This is a genomic window from Gramella sp. MAR_2010_147 (assembly GCF_900105135.1).
Taxonomy (GTDB): Bacteria; Bacteroidota; Bacteroidia; order Flavobacteriales; family Flavobacteriaceae; genus Christiangramia.
In genome coordinates, this window is sequence record NZ_LT629741.1 from 1,985,597 (window position 1) to 2,000,098 (window position 14,502).

The window sequence follows — 14,502 nt, forward strand, 5'->3', positions numbered from 1 at the left end:
AGTTTATAAACGGCCATTATAGCCTAAAAATTAATCCCGGCTTTAAACCCAATACTTCTGGTAGTCGCATAAGACATATCTTCAACCCCGCTAATAAAACCCTGACCCTGTACGGCAAGCTGTTCAGGATCAAAATGCGGAATTTCACTCAGGGCAAATAAATTTCTGCCTATTAGCGAAAGATTTACCGTACCCCCCTGCTTCATAAACCCAAGAAAATCATTCTTAAGATCAAAAGTATATCCAAGAGAAAACTGCCTTAATTTCAAATAAGAAGCGTCATAGATATTATTTTCTTCGTGATTACGATCATAGAACTGACGATAGTATGATTCTGCCCAAACTGCGGTTGTATTTTGTACATACTCAGGATTTTCTTCAGTCCCAACATTCACTACACCTTCAGGGACTATTCCTTCTTCAGGACGTGGAGTGGTTTCTGCTAGTTGCCCACCAACTGTTGCCAATGCCCTGGTTCTGGAAACCAAGATCCCGCCCTGTCTCCAATCAAATAAAAATGAGAAATTCCAGTTTTTATAGTTGAAGTTATTATTGATCCCAAGCATAAAATCGGGATTATAATTCCCCAATTTCTGCAAATTATTATCGGCTATGTATCGTCCTTCTTCCGTTAAGATAAAATCTCCATTTTCATTCTTTCTATAGCCGGTTCCATAAAGGTCTCCTATTTCACCGCCTTCTTCCACCTGCAACCAAACTGTTTGATCTGGATTATCATAAATTCTATTATATGCCAGCGTTAATCTACCTGCTTCCTGTGGCAACTCTTCAACTTTCGAAATATTTCTGCTAAAATTTAGCTGTGTATTCCACTCAAAATTAGAGTTCCTAACGGGTGTAATTCCTGCAATTATTTCAATCCCTTTAGATCTCACTTTCCCCGCGTTCACAACTTTCTGTGTATAGCCTGAAGATATCCCTATAGGCAATGATAAAATCTGATCTTTGGTTAAAGCATTATAATAAGTGACATCAAATCTTAATCTATCTTTAAAAAAGCGAATATCGCCGCCAACTTCAAATGAAGTGGTTTGCTCCGGATTCAGGTTTGGATTGGAAATAATGTTCTGATCACTGTATGTTGGCTGTGATCTATAAGGAGTTTGAGCCACAAAAGCACCAGTGGTTTGATAAGGATTGGTATCGTTACCAACCTGCGCCCAACTTGCACGCAATTGAGTAAAAGAAACTGCCTCCGGTAAATCCACAACCTCAGATATTATAAAGCTGGAAGAAATCGAAGGATAAAAGAAAGAGGTATTATCTACTGAAAATGGAGTTGCCAATGCGCTAGACCAGTCATTTCTACCTGTAATATCTAAAAAAAGAAAGTTTTTATATTTCAACTTCGCAATTCCATACAGGCTATTAATTCGTTTTTCAGATTCAAACTGATACACTTCAATTGGCGAAGCTGCATTGGTAAGTTTAAAAACTCCCGGCTGTGCAAGTGTAGTTGTCTGGCTTTGTGTATTTGAAACTTTCTGATCTAATTTATTTCCGCCGAAAGAAATATCAGCAGAAATATCGCCGAAAGCCTTGGCATAATTTATCAGAAAATCGGTATTCACTTCCCTGTATAAAACATCCTGTTCTCCATAAGCTCCATTTTTGAACCTATTAGAACTAAAAGCCCGCTTAAACTTTCTTTTTTCACTGGAATAGTCCATTCCCGAGCGAAGACTCACACTCCAGTTAGAATTGATCTGTTGTGTAGCCGAAATATTCCCGAAAACACGATCCCTCCCAAAGGAGTTTGTATTTTCATAAAGAATAAAATACGGATTATCAAAATACGTATAATTATAAGAGAACTGCTGTACACCTTCAAGTCCAGGCTGCCAGTAATCTTTTAAATTTTCGGTATTTAAAGAACGAGGTCCCCACGCAACCAGGGAATAATTCAGGTTTTCTGAACCGTAACCATTTGCCGGCCGATTATCACTACCTGAATTCACGTAGTTAATATGAGATCTAACTTTGAGGCCTTTTAAGGGCTTAAAATTTAAACTTGCAGCAACTGTTTGCCGGTCTAAATTAACTCCGGGAAGAATAGATTCGCTTCGAAGATCGGTGAACGATATCCGATAATTGCCATTATCAAAACTAGAAGAAACCGCGGCATTGTTAATCGTTGTCACTCCGGTTCTATAAAAATTCTGCAAATTATCGGGATGTGAATTAAAAGCAGTAGGTGTAATAGCTTCATCTCCATACACCGAAGTATCGCCTCCTCTAACTAATGTTCCATTATCTAAAACTACCGGACTATCGAATTGCGGAATCATATTTCCCACGTCAAGTCTGGGACCCCAGCTATACGTAATTAGATCATTAATTCCCCCTCCAAGTCCATCTACAAACTCAAACTGACCAGAATTTCCCTGGCCATATTCGTTTTGAAATTCAGGTAATTTGAAGGCGGTGTCTATAAAAACACTGGAATTTATACTTATTCCCAAACCTTTTTGATTAGATCCATCTTTGGTTTCTATAATAATAACCCCGTTGGAAGCACGTGTCCCATAAAGTGCTGCCGCACTAGGACCTTTTAAAACCGAAACCGAAGCGATATCGTCTGGATTCACTTCCATGGCTCCGTTACCAAAATCTACTTCCTGAAAACCTGCAGCGGCCTCAGAAGTTGTTGGAAAAACGGTGTTATTATTAATAGGTGTACCGTCTACAATAAATAAGGGATTGTTGTTAGAAAAAGAAGCTTCTCCTCTAATTGTCACTTTTGTGGAAGAGCCTACTCCGGTCGCCCCCTGATTAATGGTGACCCCCGCAAGTTTCCCGCCCAGATTATCCAGGAAATTTGGAGCCTTTACTTCTGAGATCTCTTTTTCCTGAATGCTTTGCACGGCATACCCAAGGCCCCGGGTTTCTCGTGCCTGCCCCAAAGCGGTAACCACCACTTCATTCAGGACAGATTCCGACTCGTAAAAAACAACATCAATTATACTCCTTCCATTAATCGGGATAATTTGTGTTTTATATCCCAGGGAAGAAAATTCAAGATTTCCTTCAAGATTTTCCAGGTTTAGACTATATCGTCCGGCTTCGTCTGTAGTAGTTCCCTTAGAGGAATTTACAAGAATCACGTTCACATAAGGAAGTGCAATTCCTGAACTATCGGTAACTCTACCCGTGATTTGCTCTTGTGAAAATACAGATAGTGATAAGCACATGAAAATGCTTATAAAAATAAACTTCATTGGTTAGTTAAGTTAAAATGGATATTTGCTGAAAAAATCAGCCTGAATTCAACTAAATATGAAGTATTTCCGGTGAACCTTTATTGTAAAACGAATGTAGGTAACTGCTTTTTTCTATAATTTGCTTCTTCTCAAAAAAAGAGAAACGCCTTTTCAGAAAATGAACGATGATACGTCGTATCCCTACTGATACTCCATTAAAAATATGAAGTAAAGAATTTAAGTCTTCAGCATGATCAATATCCTGAAGCTTTTCCAAACGATAACTGGCTACTCCAGACTTCTGGATTAATCTCTTAACACACTTTACTAAACTTGTGGTTTGCCAAGGTAATTTTAAGAATTGTGTTCTTCTAAAGAGAGATTTATGAATTCCCATTAAATAGAAACCACCGTCCATGGAAGGTCCAAGAACGATCTTATGATCCAGAAGCAGTTCGCTGGCCTGCTTTAAATGAGCAGATGTGAGCTGCGGTGTATCATTCCCAATACTAATAACATGGTCATAGCCCTTATCAAAAATTTCTTGAATTGCATTGCTAAAACGCTCCCCAAAGGAATTACCTTTTTGCTCATTTTCGGTAATTAAAAAATACTCTAAACCAGATTTTTTAACGGTTTTAAGCACCTGCTCATTGAGCTTATCAAAAAGTTCAGGAGAAAGAATCCCTTTTTTCAAGATCTCCTTCTGGGCAGAGTTTGCAAATATCAATACAGCAGAATTATTCTTCATTCTGCTATTTATTCCGTTACGGTTCCCTGGCAACTACTTCCTGCACCTGCGGTACAGCCGTAACAATGTTGGGAAATGATGATATTCCTATCGTTTAAAAGATCCTCATTATACTCGCTGATATGTTGCACTTTACTGTCTACCTTAAGCTCAAGCATTTGATTGAAATCACAGTCATACAACCAGCCATCCCAGCTAATAGAAATAGTGTTGGTACACATTACATTTTCTACCGCTGTTGGGTTATATGCTTCTACCAATGAATACATATATTCTTCGTAATTCTCTGATGCTATTAAATATTCAAGAAAGCGACTTATAGGCAAATTAGTAATGGCAAAAAGACTATTAAAATCTATATCGAAATCTTCTTTTAGCGCCACTTTAAAATCACGTTCCATAGCTTCCTGATCTGTTGGTAAAAATGCTCCCGAAGGGTTATAGACCAGATCCAGCTTAAGACCGGTTCCTTCCTGGGCATAACCAACTGCATTCAACATTTGAAGTGCTTTAATAGATTTATCGAAAACTCCGCTTCCACGCTGCTTATCGGTTTTCTCTCTTTTATAAAAAGGAAGGGAGGACGCCACATGAACATTATGTTTTTTGAAGAACTCCGGAAGATCGTGATATTTCTTATTTGCAAGAATAATGGTAAGATTAGACCTTACAATAAAATCTTTAATTCCTGCTTTAGAAGCTTCTTCTACAAACCATCTGAAATTAGGATTCATTTCTGGAGCACCACCTGTAAGATCCAGTGTATGGGCACCCGTGGTCTTAATAACTTCAAGACATTGCTCCATGGTTTCTTTAGTCATGATCTCCTTTCTATCAGGACCCGCATCAACATGGCAATGAGAACATACCTGGTTGCACATATACCCCAGATTTAACTGGAGTATCTCTAATTTTTTAGGCTTTAAGGGAAATTTTCCCGTTTCTGCAATCTTATCCTTAAAACGAGGAAGTTTCCCCTCTTTAAAGATTCCATTACTTAAAAATTTTAATTGATTTTTTGGGCTTGAAAGGTCGTCTTTTCTAGCTTTTAGGGACTTCGTTAACATAAAGAATATTTCTTGCTTAGTAAGTTAGTTCAGATTTTCTGAAATTACTTACATGCTTAGCTTTTTGTATTTGTTCATCATCTGCACACCATGTACTAAAGTAGCGCCACTTTCAATTGCTGCTCCGGCATGAACAGCTTCCATCATTTCCTCTTTAGTGATTCCTCTTTGAAGACCATCTTTGGTATAAGCATCTATACAATATGGACATTTCACCACATGGGAAACGGCTAGTGCTATCAAAGATTTTTCCCTGGCAGAGAGCGCGCCTTCCTCAAATACCTTTCCGTAGTAATCGAAGAATTTTTTACCCAGATCTTCACTCCATTCAGTTATTTCACCAAATTTTCTAAGATCAGCTGGATCATAATAAGTTTTAGACATAGCAACAGGTGCTTTTAGTATTTATAATATGTACGAAATTTTCAGGTAAATAGTTTTAGAGATTTACTACTCCTGTAATTGCAAGAATGATAAGCAAAAAAACAATAACAACAAGTATAACAACCCATAATTTCGAGCCAGAGTTATTTGTTCTTGTTTCGGTTGACTGATTTCTGCTCTGTTCTGTTTCCTTATGATCTGTTGGTACCGGGGAAGAACGGTCTTTTTTTGTATCCATGATTGTTTTTTATGAATTTACGGGATAATCCCAGGTTCTAAAAGTTTCGATCTTGAATTAACAAAAGTTTTTAATACCCGATAAAAGGTCTTTTGGTCATTTCAGAGCTAGTTTAATGATAAATAGTACTGGCTCTAACGTTTTTCGCATAACCATTAGCTCATACGGTGATAAAACCGAATGAAATTCTTAATTTTTTCACGCAATTGATAGTTTTACGCACCCATTTAATGAAATTTTTTGTTAAAAAACGCGTAACTTTGAAAAGCGTTAATTTACAGCATTTATAAATGAGAATTGATGTAAAAACATTGCCGGTTAATGAAATCCTCGATGACATTGCCAAATCTTTAGATACCGAGTTAAAAAACAACAGCGGTGAACTAACTATTGAATTACCTGCAGAAGTCGGAGAAGGCTATATAAGAGGAGTTAGTTTTGATTCGGGTATGGGGTATGTTACTTATAATTGTAAATTTTTCGAGGATGTGGAAATTCATTTCTCCCTTAATACCGTACATCCCCTAAAATTTATTTTCTGCTCGCAGGGTAGTGTTGGCCATTGTTTTCAGAAAAAAGAAAAAATCCATAATATAGATACTTACCAGAATATCGTGGTAAGTAGTAATGGTTATGACGGGCATATCTTATATTTTAAGAAAGATGAGCCTACACACGTTTCCAGTTTGGAAATTATTAGATCTATTTTTACCCATAGATCTAACTATGACTTTAAAGATCTTGATCCTACCTTAAAAGAACTCTTTAAAGACGCGGTTTCTAAAAAGCAATTTTTCTATCAGGGAAATTATAGCATTAAAGCTGCAGATCTGATGGAAGATATCAATACTAATGTTTATACCGGGTTTCTTCGGAATCTTTTCCTTGAAGGAAAAACTTTTGAAATGCTTGTTATTCAGATAGCACAATATGAGGATGACGAGAATGGTGAAAATCTACCACAAATCTTAAGAAAATCTGATGTTGAGAAAGTAGATTATGTTGCCAAAAGAATCCAGGGTGATCTCAGCACTAATTTAACGGTAGAAACTCTCGCAAAGGAAGCTGGCACAAATGTTAACAAGCTTCAGGAAGGGTTTAAATATGTTTACAACCTTACCGTAAATAAATATATGCAGCATGTAAAGCTTGAAGCTGCAAAAGAAATGCTGAAGGCTTCTGAAAAAAATATTTCAGAAATCGTTACTTCCATAGGTCTCAATAATCGGTCTTATTTCTCTAAAATATTTAAAGAGAAATACGGCGTGAGCCCAAAATACTTCTTAAAAAGCAAAAAGAACTTAAAGGACGCTGAAGTAGAAGAAGGAATGGGTTAATTACCCTGAATTTCAAATTTTTCAGGAATTATTTGAGGATCAAAATCCCATAATAGCGGAAGGGCAAAATATACCATAAGACTTAAAATTAATATAGATATGATATTTAGCCATAACCCGGCTTTTATCATATCCGGGATGTGCAAATAACCAGAGCCAAATACTACAGCATTTGGAGGCGTCGCTACGGGAAGCATAAAAGCACAGGAAGCTGCAAGAGTTGCTCCAACCATTAAAAAATACGGATGTAGCTCTAATGCAATTGCCATGCTGGCGAGAATTGGGAGAAGCATGGCGGTAGTGGCCAGATTTGAAGTGATCTCTGTAAGAAAGTTCACCGCTGCAATTAATACCAATATCAGTAAAAATAAAGGCAGATTTTCCAGATTGGTAAGTTGCTCCCCTATCCAAATCGCCAGACCTGATTCACCAAAACCTTTAGCCAGAGCCATACCACCTCCAAAGAGTAAAATAATTCCCCAAGGGATCTTAACCGCCTCGTTCCAGGTAATGAGATTTCTTTTATTCCCTCCCGGAATAATAAATAGAAGCACCGCAGCACTCATCGCAATAATCGTATCGTCAATAAATGGCAAAAATGGCTGCAATAGAAAACTTCGACTTATCCAGCAAAAGGCTGTAATGCAAAAAACTATAAGTACACGTTTTTCCTGAACACTTATTCTTCCCAACTCCTTCATAAGCCTCTGGATCTCTTTTTTTCCACCGGGAAACTCCTGCTGTTTAAAATCAAAAGCTTTAGAAGTAAGGTATTTCCAACATATATATAGCAATAAGATTGAAATTGGCAATCCCAGGATGATCCATTTCGAAAAGCTAATTTCAAAGCCATATAATTCTTCCACAATACCTGCAAATACTAAATTTGGTGGAGTTCCAATGAGTGTCGCAATTCCTCCAATTGAAGCACTGTATGCGATTGCAAGCATCAGGGCTTTCCCAAACATCTTATTTTCATTATTTCTAGTCCCAGGGTTATCTTTTAACTGGCTTATAATTGCTGTGCCTATTGGCAACATCATTACCGAAGTCGCGGTATTGGAGATCCACATAGATAAAAATGCAGTAGAAATCATGAATCCCAGAATAATAAATTTAATATTGGTTCCTATTAAATTGATGATATTAAGAGCTATTCTTCTATGTAAACCCCATCGCTCGATGGCCGCAGCAAGTATAAAACCGCCAAGATAAAGGAACACATATTTATGCCCGAAGGCTGCAGTAGTAAGATCTATATCCAGAGCCCCGGTTAGTGGGAAAAGAATTATTGGCAGAAGTGCAGTTACAGATATTGGGATTGCTTCTGTAACCCACCAGATCGCCATCCAAAGGGTAACGCATAGTACATCAAATGCAGGTTCAGGCATAGTTTCAGGTTTTCCAAGTACCTGTAAAATCAGGAATAAGATTGGCCCCGCCATCAAAGCCGCTTTTCTGAAGGCTCCCTTCATTTCATTCAATTTTAAACGGAAGATAATTAAATTTATCTCCTTATAAACAGCATCGCTTTTTTCAGTATTAGCAATAGAACAGATCAAAAGATCCTAAAAGAACAATTTCAACCTCTCTTAAGTAGAGTAAAATGGAAATCCGATGGACTGGCATTAGAGAATTATTCGATTAATATTTCCGATATTTAAGTTCTAATAAATGCTATACAAATGAAACACTTAGAAATAAAAGCTGCACTTCAGATTAATAAACCAAAAAAGGTCGTTTTTGAAGCGATCGTAAATCCTGAACAGATGTCTCACTATTTTATCTCTGAAGGTTCTGACAGAATGGAGGAGGGAAAGGCTGTAGTTTGGGGATTTCCTGAGTTTCCAGATATGAAAGTTAATGTGCAGGTCTTAAAAGTAAGACCTTATGAAGAAGTTGTTTTTGAATGGGAAGGAAGTGCCAACCGCAATCTGGAAGTAAAAATACACCTGGAAGAACGACCTGGAAACAGTACGCTTATAAAAATATCAGAAGGAAAAATGGAGGCTAACGAGGAGGGTATCACCTGGTTTGGAAGAAATACCGAAGGCTGGGCAAATTTTCTTGCCTGTATGAAAGCTTATTTAGAATATGGAATCAATCTTCGTAAAGGAGGGTTTGATTTTATGGAAGCTCCTGAATAATTTCTTCAAATCGTTCAGGACGTTTCTCTGAGAAATTCTACTAAAAACAAAACCCGCTTCAAATATTTGAAGCGGGTTTTTATTGAAAATAAGTCTGACGCCGAAAAGTTAACGTCTAACTTCTATTTTACATCATTCCTGGCATTCCACCACCCATTCCTTGTGGCATTCCGCCTCCACCAGCATTATCTTCTGGAAGATCGATCAATGCACACTCTGTAGTAAGGATCATTCCGGCAACAGAAGCAGCATTTTCAAGGGCTACTCTGGTTACTTTCTTAGGATCAATGATACCAGCCTTCATCATATCTACATATGTTTCAGTCTTCGCATCGTATCCAAAGTCTTTCTTACCTTCAAGAACCTTATTGATCACTACAGATCCTTCACCACCTGCATTTTCAACGATTGTTCTTAATGGAGATTCAATTGCACGAGATACGATCTGAACTCCCGTAGCCTCATCTGGATTTTCAGTTTTGATCTTGCTTAATACAGCCTGGGCTCTAACAAGGGCAACACCACCACCAGCAACGATACCTTCTTCCACAGCCGCTCTGGTTGCATGAAGTGCATCATCTACACGGTCTTTCTTCTCTTTCATTTCAACTTCTGAAGCTGCACCTACATAAAGTACGGCAACACCACCTGCTAACTTAGCAAGACGCTCCTGAAGCTTCTCTCTGTCATAATCTGAAGTTGTAGACTCGATCTGAGCTTTGATCTGATTCACACGCTCTTTGATCGCTTTATCGTCTCCCGCTCCATTTACTACGGTAGTATTATCTTTATCTATCGCTACTTTTTCAGCAGTACCTAACATATCGATTGTTGCGTTCTCAAGAGAGAATCCTCTTTCTTCAGAAATTACAGTACCTCCTGTAAGGATCGCGATATCTTCAAGCATTGCTTTTCTACGGTCACCAAATCCTGGAGCTTTTACAGCTGCAATTTTAAGTGATCCACGAAGTTTATTTACAACAAGAGTCGCAAGTGCTTCCCCATCAACATCTTCAGCAATGATCAATAATGGTTTCCCAGACTGAGCTACTGGCTCAAGTACAGGAAGTAGATCTTTCATTGAAGAGATCTTCTTATCAAAAAGAAGGATATAAGGATCTTCAAGATCTGCCGTCATTTTCTCTGAATTTGTAACGAAATATGGAGAAAGGTAACCTCTGTCAAACTGCATACCTTCCACAACATCTACATGCGTTTCAGTACCTTTAGCTTCCTCTACAGTAATTACTCCTTCTTTCCCAACTTTCCCGAATGCCTGAGCGATCAGATCACCAATAACATCATCATTGTTAGCAGAAATAGAAGCTACCTGCTTAATTTTTTCTGAAGAATCTCCAACTTCTTTGGTTTGCTTTGCAAGGTCTTTTGTAAGAGCCTCTACAGCTTTATCTATTCCTCTTTTAAGATCCATTGGATTTGCACCGGCAGCAACGTTCTTTAAACCTTCCTGAACGATCGCCTGAGCAAGAACCGTTGCAGTAGTGGTACCATCACCTGCAAGATCATTGGTTTTAGAAGCAACTTCTTTTACCATCTGAGCCCCCATATTCTCAAGAGGGTCTTCAAGTTCGATCTCTTTTGCTACAGTAACACCATCTTTTGTTACGGTTGGTGCTCCAAATGATTTACTAATAATAACATTACGACCTTTTGGTCCCAAGGTTACTTTTACAGCATTGGCCAATGCATCTACTCCACGTTTAATCCCGTTACGGGCCTGGATGTCAAATTTTATATCTTTTGCCATTTTTATAAATTTTAATTTTCAGAATATTCTAAATCTGAAAAAATGTGGTTAATTAATTTTTTGAATTTATTTCCTGCGAAATGAGGAAAAGCTTATTGGCGTGTACTTATACTATTGCCAGTATATCGTCTTCACGCATAATCAGGTAATCTGTACCCTCAAGTTTAAGCTCTGTACCAGCATATTTACCATAAAGTACCATATCACCTTCCTTAACGGTCATTTCGTGATCTTTGGTTCCCTTACCTACAGCTACTACTTTACCTTTTTGAGGTTTTTCTTTAGCAGTTTCAGGAATGATTATACCAGATGCAGTTTTATTTTCTGCAGCAACAGGTTCAATAACAACCCTGTCTGAAAGTGGCTTAACGTTTAGTCCCATTTTTTTCGAAATTTTATTATAGGTTAATTAATTTTTCAATGTTGCTAGGGATGTTTCTAAAATTATGCCAGTAGCTTATTTCTGCCAATAGCAAAAAAAAAATGCCAGCTTGTCATAAGCTGGCATTTTAAGAATATAATATTATGTGAAAATTACTGAGTACTGTCAGTTCTTACCGGTTGTTGAGCCGGAGTTTGTGTTGCAGGCATTTCAGTATTTACAGGTTCATCACTTTCAAAAACTCTGGTTCCAGCCTCGGCCGGAGCATCCATAATTGTAACATTGGAAAGTAAGATTAGCACCAATAATAAAGTTGCTAATGTCCAGGTACTTTTATCAAGAAAATCTGTTGTTTTCTTAACACCTCCCATTTGCTGACCCCCGCCACCAAAAGATGAAGATAGTCCCCCTCCTTTAGGGTTCTGTACCATAATCACAACTACCAGCAAAAATGCTACGATAATTATTAAAGCTAAAAATATAGTGAATGTGCTCATTCTTAATCGTTATTAATATCTTGTAATTTCTCTATTGCCCGAATTTGGTCTGCAAAGAAACCACTTTTTTCGGGATTTTTCAAAATTAATATTTTATATGCCTGAACGGCTTTTTTATAGTTCTTCTGCTCTAAATAAACCTTCGCTAAAGTCTCTGTCATCAAGGACTCCGGGGCTGCAACACTCTCTTCTGCGAGATTCGCTTTATTGGCAATTTTACCGGGTTTTATTTTTGGATTTTTTGAAATAAATTCTTCAATAAGTTCAAATTTCCTTAAACGACCCTCATCTGTTTTTTCTTCTATTTTCTCATCATCTCTTTGTACTGGTTCTGCTTTAGTTAGTTTTAGCCATTCTGAAAATGAGTGCGACTCTTTTCCATCAAACTCCAAAGGTTTCCCAATCCCCAGTTCTTCTTCTGAAGACTCTTCATTCCCAACAGCATGACTTTCTGCTATTTCTGAATGCATAGGCCTTTCAAACAAAGAAGGATCCATCACCCGCTCAGATTCAGATTGCTTCATCTTGATAGCTTCATTGATATCAAGACTTCGACGCCCATGAACTTCTTCAGCTTCATAGACCGTGATCTGCTTCAATCTTTCCTCCTGCTCCCTAATTTGTTTTGCAATCTGATTTTGATTGAATTCTGGTGAGGTAATAAAATCAAACAGGATACTCCTATCTGTAGTGTAAGCAGCTGTTTTCTTAAGCGCTGAATTATAACTAAACTCCTGATGTTCTTTAAGACCTTTTAACCTAATAGCCCTGGCCGCCTGAAAATAAGGTGCTCTAACCAGGATTTTTTCAATCTCTCGGGTTTGCTCGGAAGTAATTTCTCCGGGATTATCTAAGAGATATGTTAGCTCTTTTACATCCATTACCAATCGGTTAATGCTGCATTAAAAATATCCTGAGTTAATCTGGTATATATTTCATCCAGCGCAGTTTGTAAAGCCGCTCCTACTAATTGTGTTTGTGCAGGGTAGTCATAATAGAACGAAAACCTATTCTCAAAGTCCTTTTCCGGCTCCAGCGTGTTATAATATCTTACGTTTACGGAAATCGTCAATCTGTTTTGTGCTGCTGTATTTTGTGCCGTCGCAGACATTGGAGAAATATAATACTGGGTAATCTCCCCCTCAAATACCAGGTCTCCATTGGTATTGGTCAAGTTTAAACTTGTTTGATTTAAGATCAGGTCCTGCAATGAGTTAGTAAACGTCCTGTCTATTCCAGGCTCCACAAGATCTGCATTATTCTGAAAAAAATTGACCTGAAAAGTTTCGGCTTCACCGGTATCTGCTCCTGTAAAGGAATAAATTCCGCAAGATTGCAGACTTAAAAGTAAGGTAGAGCAAAAAATAAAAAATAGTTTCTTCATATGTTTTAGCTGTAAGCCGATAGCTTAATACTACAAATTATATTGTTTGATCTTTCTATATAAAGTTCTTTCACTAATCCCCAGTTCATCTGCCGCAGCTTTTCTTTTTCCGCTGTGTCTTTCTAAGGATTTCTTAATAAGTTCCAGTTCTTTGTCCTGCAGGGAAAGTGTTTCTTCTTCCTCTATCTCTTCGGCAAAATAATATTTATCTTTTTCTTCCTGCCTTGATCCAGCTGAATTCTGTTGCGGAATTTGAAGTACGTTCAATTCATCTTCATCTATATCAGCTTCATCTATATCGTCCCCACTATTACCATAAATTTTTTCAATTAAACCTTCATTTTCGTCCTGTACCTGTTTGCTATCTCCCTCCTGCATCAATTTCAAGGTAAGCTTCTTTAGATCATTAAGGTCGTTCTTCATGTCGAAGAGCACTTTATATAGTATCTCCCTTTCATTGCTAAAATCACCTTCCTTCTTCTTATCTGAAATAACTGCAGGCAGATTACTGCCAACATCTGGAAGATAATGTCTTAAATCTGCAGCGCTTATACTTCTGTTTTGTTCAAGAACTGAAATTTGCTCGGCAATATTTCTGAGCTGACGAATATTTCCTCCCCAACGATACTTCAGCAATAATGCTACTGCCTCCTCTTCAAGTTTGATTGTAGGCATTTTATACTTAAGTCCGAAATCTGAAGCAAATTTTCTAAAAAGTAAATGAATATCATCCTTTCTTTCACGCAGCGGCGGAAGGCTTATCTCTACTGTGCTTAAACGATAATAAAGATCTTCCCGAAATTTGTCTTTCTGGATCGACTCAAACATATTGATATTAGTAGCAGCTACAATACGCACATTGGTTTTTTGAACTTTAGAAGAACCTACTTTAATAAACTCCCCATTCTCCAGAACCCTAAGCAATCTCACCTGGGTTGGTAAAGGTAATTCTCCTACCTCATCTAAGAAGATCGTTCCACCATCTGCTACCTCAAAATATCCATTTCTGGTTTGAGTTGCCCCCGTAAAAGCTCCTTTTTCGTGTCCAAAAAGCTCACTATCTATAGTACCTTCTGGAATTGCACCACAGTTTACTGCTATATATTTCCCGTGTTTTCTATGAGATAATGCATGAATTATCTTAGGTATACTTTCTTTACCTACTCCACTTTCCCCGGTTACCAGTACAGAGATATCTGTTGGAGCAACCTGTATGGCTTTCTCAACTGCACGGTTAAGTTTTGGATCGTCACCTATAATGCCAAAACGTTGTTTAATTGCCTGAACTGATTCCATTTTTAAGTATTCAGTAGTTAGTAAACAGCA

General features: G+C 37.7%; 14 protein-coding genes. 2 read left to right on the forward strand and 12 right to left on the reverse strand.

Translation table 11 applies throughout. The annotated features are described in order from the left end of the window. Positions 1-23: 23 nt before the first annotated feature. From BLT95_RS08950 to BLT95_RS08970, 5 genes are read right to left on the reverse strand one after another with little or no spacing between them, the layout of a single operon-like run. Entirely contained in the window at positions 24-3,239 is a 3,216-nt protein-coding gene (locus tag BLT95_RS08950; protein ID WP_089665754.1) for a SusC/RagA family TonB-linked outer membrane protein, read from the reverse strand. 52 nt (positions 3,240-3,291) lie between these two features. Continuing rightward, positions 3,292-3,972, reverse strand: a complete 681-nt coding sequence (locus BLT95_RS08955) for a DUF2064 domain-containing protein (protein WP_089665755.1) — start codon at positions 3,970-3,972, stop codon at positions 3,292-3,294. A gap of 8 nt (positions 3,973-3,980) precedes the next feature. Further along, a complete protein-coding gene (gene arsS, locus BLT95_RS08960) occupies positions 3,981-5,039 on the reverse strand; it encodes an arsenosugar biosynthesis radical SAM (seleno)protein ArsS (protein ID WP_089665756.1) in 1,059 nt (352 codons plus the stop codon). A 48-nt stretch (positions 5,040-5,087) separates the two neighbouring features. Further along, positions 5,088-5,423: an arsenosugar biosynthesis-associated peroxidase-like protein gene (locus tag BLT95_RS08965; RefSeq protein ID WP_089665757.1), complete on the reverse strand. Its 336-nt coding sequence runs from the start codon at positions 5,421-5,423 to the stop codon at positions 5,088-5,090. Between the two features lie 55 nt (positions 5,424-5,478). Continuing rightward, entirely contained in the window at positions 5,479-5,661 is a 183-nt protein-coding gene (locus BLT95_RS08970) for a hypothetical protein (RefSeq protein ID WP_089665758.1), read from the reverse strand. A gap of 290 nt (positions 5,662-5,951) precedes the next feature. On the opposite strand from BLT95_RS08970, the gene BLT95_RS08975 reads away from it, so the two are divergent. Then, a complete protein-coding gene (locus BLT95_RS08975) occupies positions 5,952-6,998 on the forward strand; it encodes an AraC family transcriptional regulator (RefSeq protein ID WP_089665759.1) in 1,047 nt (348 codons plus the stop codon). On the opposite strand, the gene BLT95_RS08980 is transcribed toward BLT95_RS08975, so the two are convergent. Further along, the gene (locus BLT95_RS08980; RefSeq protein WP_089666891.1) at positions 6,995-8,473 is read right to left on the reverse strand and encodes an SLC13 family permease; all 1,479 of its coding nucleotides are present in this window, start codon (positions 8,471-8,473) and stop codon (positions 6,995-6,997) included. The genes BLT95_RS08975 and BLT95_RS08980 overlap by 4 nt on opposite strands. 210 nt (positions 8,474-8,683) lie before the next feature. On the opposite strand from BLT95_RS08980, the gene BLT95_RS08985 reads away from it, so the two are divergent. After that, positions 8,684-9,145, forward strand: a complete 462-nt coding sequence (locus tag BLT95_RS08985) for an SRPBCC domain-containing protein (protein WP_089665760.1) — start codon at positions 8,684-8,686, stop codon at positions 9,143-9,145. A 127-nt stretch (positions 9,146-9,272) separates the two neighbouring features. Here the strand turns inward: BLT95_RS08985 and groL are convergent, their stop codons facing one another. The 6 genes from groL to BLT95_RS09015 all read right to left on the reverse strand — a co-directional run bounded on the left by groL (position 9,273) and on the right by BLT95_RS09015 (position 14,472). Continuing rightward, the gene (gene groL, locus BLT95_RS08990) at positions 9,273-10,913 is read right to left on the reverse strand and encodes a chaperonin GroEL (protein ID WP_089665761.1); all 1,641 of its coding nucleotides are present in this window, start codon (positions 10,911-10,913) and stop codon (positions 9,273-9,275) included. Positions 10,914-11,019: 106 nt separating this feature from the next. Continuing rightward, complete coding sequence (locus BLT95_RS08995; protein ID WP_089665762.1) at positions 11,020-11,295, reverse strand: co-chaperone GroES; 276 nt, start codon at positions 11,293-11,295, stop codon at positions 11,020-11,022. Positions 11,296-11,447: 152 nt separating this feature from the next. Beyond that, positions 11,448-11,792: a preprotein translocase subunit SecG gene (gene secG, locus BLT95_RS09000; protein WP_089665763.1), complete on the reverse strand. Its 345-nt coding sequence runs from the start codon at positions 11,790-11,792 to the stop codon at positions 11,448-11,450. Positions 11,793-11,794: 2 nt separating this feature from the next. Further along, on the reverse strand, positions 11,795-12,673 hold the full coding sequence (locus tag BLT95_RS09005; RefSeq protein WP_089665764.1) for a hypothetical protein: 879 nt from the start codon (positions 12,671-12,673) through the stop codon (positions 11,795-11,797). Continuing rightward, on the reverse strand, positions 12,673-13,176 hold the full coding sequence (locus tag BLT95_RS09010; protein ID WP_089665765.1) for an LptE family protein: 504 nt from the start codon (positions 13,174-13,176) through the stop codon (positions 12,673-12,675). The genes BLT95_RS09005 and BLT95_RS09010 overlap by 1 nt, the downstream gene beginning before the upstream one ends. 30 nt (positions 13,177-13,206) lie before the next feature. Then, positions 13,207-14,472 carry a sigma 54-interacting transcriptional regulator gene (locus BLT95_RS09015; protein ID WP_089665766.1) on the reverse strand — a complete coding sequence of 422 codons (1,266 nt, stop codon included), beginning with the start codon at positions 14,470-14,472 and terminating at the stop codon, positions 13,207-13,209. Positions 14,473-14,502: the final 30 nt, after the last annotated feature.

What these genes read in the sequence shown, in the direction of transcription:
- BLT95_RS08950 (WP_089665754.1), bottom strand. Translation starts at nt 3,239, where the DNA reads ATGAAGTTTATTTTTATAAGCATTTTCATGTGCTTATCACTATCTGTA.
- BLT95_RS08955 (WP_089665755.1), bottom strand. Translation starts at nt 3,972, where the DNA reads ATGAAGAATAATTCTGCTGTATTGATATTTGCAAACTCTGCCCAGAAG.
- arsS (WP_089665756.1), bottom strand. Translation starts at nt 5,039, where the DNA reads ATGTTAACGAAGTCCCTAAAAGCTAGAAAAGACGACCTTTCAAGCCCA.
- BLT95_RS08965 (WP_089665757.1), bottom strand. Translation starts at nt 5,423, where the DNA reads ATGTCTAAAACTTATTATGATCCAGCTGATCTTAGAAAATTTGGTGAA.
- BLT95_RS08970 (WP_089665758.1), bottom strand. Translation starts at nt 5,661, where the DNA reads ATGGATACAAAAAAAGACCGTTCTTCCCCGGTACCAACAGATCATAAG.
- BLT95_RS08975 (WP_089665759.1), top strand. Translation starts at nt 5,952, where the DNA reads ATGAGAATTGATGTAAAAACATTGCCGGTTAATGAAATCCTCGATGAC.
- BLT95_RS08980 (WP_089666891.1), bottom strand. Translation starts at nt 8,473, where the DNA reads ATGAAGGGAGCCTTCAGAAAAGCGGCTTTGATGGCGGGGCCAATCTTA.
- BLT95_RS08985 (WP_089665760.1), top strand. Translation starts at nt 8,684, where the DNA reads ATGAAACACTTAGAAATAAAAGCTGCACTTCAGATTAATAAACCAAAA.
- groL (WP_089665761.1), bottom strand. Translation starts at nt 10,913, where the DNA reads ATGGCAAAAGATATAAAATTTGACATCCAGGCCCGTAACGGGATTAAA.
- BLT95_RS08995 (WP_089665762.1), bottom strand. Translation starts at nt 11,295, where the DNA reads ATGGGACTAAACGTTAAGCCACTTTCAGACAGGGTTGTTATTGAACCT.
- secG (WP_089665763.1), bottom strand. Translation starts at nt 11,792, where the DNA reads ATGAGCACATTCACTATATTTTTAGCTTTAATAATTATCGTAGCATTT.
- BLT95_RS09005 (WP_089665764.1), bottom strand. Translation starts at nt 12,673, where the DNA reads ATGGATGTAAAAGAGCTAACATATCTCTTAGATAATCCCGGAGAAATT.
- BLT95_RS09010 (WP_089665765.1), bottom strand. Translation starts at nt 13,176, where the DNA reads ATGAAGAAACTATTTTTTATTTTTTGCTCTACCTTACTTTTAAGTCTG.
- BLT95_RS09015 (WP_089665766.1), bottom strand. Translation starts at nt 14,472, where the DNA reads ATGGAATCAGTTCAGGCAATTAAACAACGTTTTGGCATTATAGGTGAC.